Genomic DNA, 3,273 nt, shown 5'->3' with positions numbered 1-3,273 from the left:
GGTTTGGAGAGGGCAAGTCAAAAGCATAACAAAAGAAGGCGTCATCGTGTGGAGTCATAAGACGATTGTTCCGCTGACCGATATTCATCATCGCATCTCAAGCTACGTGCTGATTCAAACCGATATTACTGCGCAAAAAAAGCTGGAAAATCAGCTGAAGTTTAAGGCATTTCATGACAGTTTAACGGGGGTGCCGAATCGAATGATGCTGCAAAAACAAGTACAGGCTGCGATTGAGCAAAAAGAAAGGTTTGGCCTGCTGTTTTTAGACTGCGATAATTTTAAAGAAGTGAACGATCAATTTGGCCATGATATTGGCGATGCATTTTTAATTCAGTACGCACATCGTTTAACGTCTTGCATTCGCGCATGTGACGAAGTATATCGCCTTGGAGGCGATGAATTTGTTATCTTGCTTCGGCAGATTGAAAGGTGCGAGGAAATACAGCAAATCATGGAACGAATTCACGGAGAGCTTCAAAAAGAATGGAGTATTGAATCCTGCATCTTTACAGCTACATCGACCATTGGAGCCGCTTATTATCCAGAAAACGGAGAATCGTTTCAAGAGCTGTTAAAACAGGCGGATCAAGCGCTGTACGAAGGAAAACGACAGGGGAAAAATAACGTGAATTTCTATAAAAAAAACCAATCTGCAGCCGATTCTATAGATAAAGGAAGTATTGTCTAATATAGAAAGGGATAAACATGAATAAACATAAATTAATGGTTGTTTTATCAAGCGAAGCAGTGACACTTTCTCTGCTTATACATATCATTCATCGTATTTGGCCGATGGGTATGTCCGGCATGTCCATGGAACATAATTCAACGCCAGGCGAAGTGTCCATAATCTTTTTGATGCTTCCTATTCTTTTTCTTGGTGTGCTGCTTGTGCTGTACGTTAAAAAGCATGAGCTAGTACCTGCGTTTGTGACGCTAACGCTGACGTTTTCAAGTATCAGCACGGTTGTAGGGGGAGGAGGAATGGTCGAGTATCACTTTTCAATTTTTATGGTGATAGCTATTCTTTCCTACTATGAAAATGTAAAGCTGTTATTGTTAATGACGGGTATTTTTGTCATCGAGCATCTAGCTGGATTTTTCGTGCCATTTTTTACGCCGATTATTTTGGGAACGTCTTCTTATTCCTTTTCGATGCTTTGCCTTCACGCAGCTTATCTGCTTTTTACATCAGGGGCAACCGCTTGGCAAATTACTTCAAAGAAAAAATACACAGAACAGCTTCAGCAGGAAAATGAACAAAAGCAGCATATCATTTATGACATGATGAAAAAACTGCATGAAACGAATGGGCAGGTAAGACAAACGGTTGACAACTTAAAGGGGAATTTAGAAGAATCAAAAACGGCTAGTCACCATACGTCTGCTTCAATGCAAGAGCTAGCCGCAGGAGCTGAGCAGCAGGTAATAATGGCTCAAAAAAGCAGTGAGTTTCTAGAAGAGATGACGCAAGGCGTAACCAAAATAGCTGAGGCTTCAGCGGCAGTCAGCGAAGCTTCTGATCAAACAGCAAATGAAGCCGTGCAGGGAAAAGAAAAAATTCAAGAAGCAATTCAACAAATTTATACAATCGATTCTTCTGTTCAACATGCAGCTAGTGTTATTCATCAGTTAAAAGAACGTTCTGCGGAAATCAACGATATTATGAGTGTGATTTCAGGCATTGCTGCACAAACAAATCTACTGGCGCTAAATGCTGCAATTGAAGCAGCACGCGCAGGCGAACATGGTAAAGGGTTTGCGGTCGTAGCAGCGGAAGTTCGCAAACTTGCCGAACAATCCAATCAGTCAGCTGAACAAGTAGCAAGGCTCATTCAGCATATTCAGCAAGAAACGTCTCAAGCCGTAGCATTCATTCAATCAGGAACAGCCGATGTAAAAAACGGTATTTTACTAGCCAACGAAGCGGAAAATGTTTTTAATCGAATCGCCGACGCATCTGCCTACGTTCACGAGCAAATTCAGCAAACGTCTGCTTCTGCTCAGCAAATAGCAGCCGGATCTACGCAGGTGCTCCATGCCGTCAGCGATATGACCGCTTTTGCCAATCAATCGGCTGCAAGCAGCAGGGGCATTTCTTCTGCTTCCGTGCGTCAGCTGCAATCGCTGCAGATCATTGGCCAGACGGCGGAATTTTTAAGTGGGTTAGTTGAAGAGCTTGGCAGCGTAACGGAAAAGTTAACGAAGCAAGCGTGAGTGAGGCAGCAGACTACATAGAAGTACATGATTTTATACACTGGATTAATGCTATACATCTACTAAAGAATTATGTACATACGAACGCTTAAAAAGTTTCTGCAGACCTTTAGACCACTAATGTTTATATAAATCCCCTCCTTTAGAAAAATGAAGCGATCTAAAAAGAGGGGATTTATGCTTTTGGCTAAAAGCTAGTGTTAGTTATTTGTTGGAGAAGGAAATCTAGCTGCTTCAAAATGTGAGCCATCTTCGGATGTGACGATTGTGCCAGCTATGCTGCTTTGAACAAAAACTTCAACGCGATCTCCAGCTTCTAAATTGTAAATAGTAGACACGGATACCGCATTAACAAACGGTGTGTTCCCGCCAAAGAAATCGTTATCGATAGCGATAGCGGTTGTCCCATTTACACGTATTTCTATACGAGTTCTATAATCTAGCATTTGGTCGTTAGGAGAGAATCCAATTGTAGCAATGATGGAATATACGCCATCTTTTTTGGGGCGGAAGGTAGAGGTAATCGGGTTATATTCATTTGCTAAATCAAATTGTTCAGTTGGGAAAACTGCTTTTACAAACGTATTTGCAGGAACATTTTGAGGCATCGTTAAATTGAGCGCTCTAAATGCTGACTCCCGCGTGCTTCCTTTTTTGCCTTTATCTTCTTTATATTTAGAAGCCCAATCATGTGATTCCTCATAGAAATCTTCTTCGCGTTCATACATCCAAACTTGTGATTCTTCAGAGCTATCTTCTTCACGTCCATAAGCCCAGCCGCGTGCTTCCTCATGGGCATCTTCTTGAAGTTGCTCTTTCTTATTGTTAAGGGAAGTCTCGCGAGATTTCTTCTTGTAAGGATAAGATTTTTCTACATAATATCTGTCATCTTTATCATTGTAATTGAAATAATACTTTTTTATAATAATCACCCTTTCTTTGCAGTACTCTATACTGTATTCACTCGTAGAGGAAATGTTTGGATACTTGTACGACAACTTTAGAACTGTTTTTTTAAATAGCTAATAGTAACTAATTTTGAATGTAGAATTA

At 40.8% G+C, this 3,273-nt stretch carries 3 protein-coding genes; 2 read left to right on the top strand and 1 reads right to left on the bottom strand.

Features of this window, described 5'->3' with window-relative positions; all coding sequences use genetic code 11:
- Together AC1DRF_RS20555 and AC1DRF_RS20550 are read left to right on the top strand one after the other, a co-directional pair.
- Positions 1 to 691 (top strand): diguanylate cyclase domain-containing protein (locus AC1DRF_RS20555; RefSeq protein ID WP_477741549.1); only part of this gene is annotated, 691 nt, incomplete at its 5' end.
- Between the two features lie 17 nt (positions 692 to 708).
- Positions 709 to 2,220: a methyl-accepting chemotaxis protein gene (locus AC1DRF_RS20550; protein WP_477741548.1), complete on the top strand. Its 1,512-nt coding sequence runs from the start codon at positions 709 to 711 to the stop codon at positions 2,218 to 2,220.
- A 200-nt stretch (positions 2,221 to 2,420) separates the two neighbouring features.
- Here the strand turns inward: AC1DRF_RS20550 and AC1DRF_RS20545 are convergent, their stop codons facing one another.
- On the bottom strand, positions 2,421 to 2,948 hold the full coding sequence (locus AC1DRF_RS20545; RefSeq protein ID WP_035335366.1) for a hypothetical protein: 528 nt from the start codon (positions 2,946 to 2,948) through the stop codon (positions 2,421 to 2,423).
- Positions 2,949 to 3,273 lie beyond the last annotated feature (325 nt).

The organism is Priestia sp. P5_B4, assembly GCF_056400385.1.
This window is presented reverse-complemented; position numbering and strand designations above follow the sequence as displayed.

Coding starts and splice junctions, on each gene's coding strand:
- AC1DRF_RS20550 (WP_477741548.1), top strand. CDS start 709: ATGAATAAACATAAATTAATGGTTGTTTTATCAAGCGAAGCAGTGACA.
- AC1DRF_RS20545 (WP_035335366.1), bottom strand. CDS start 2,948: ATGTATGAACGCGAAGAAGATTTCTATGAGGAATCACATGATTGGGCT.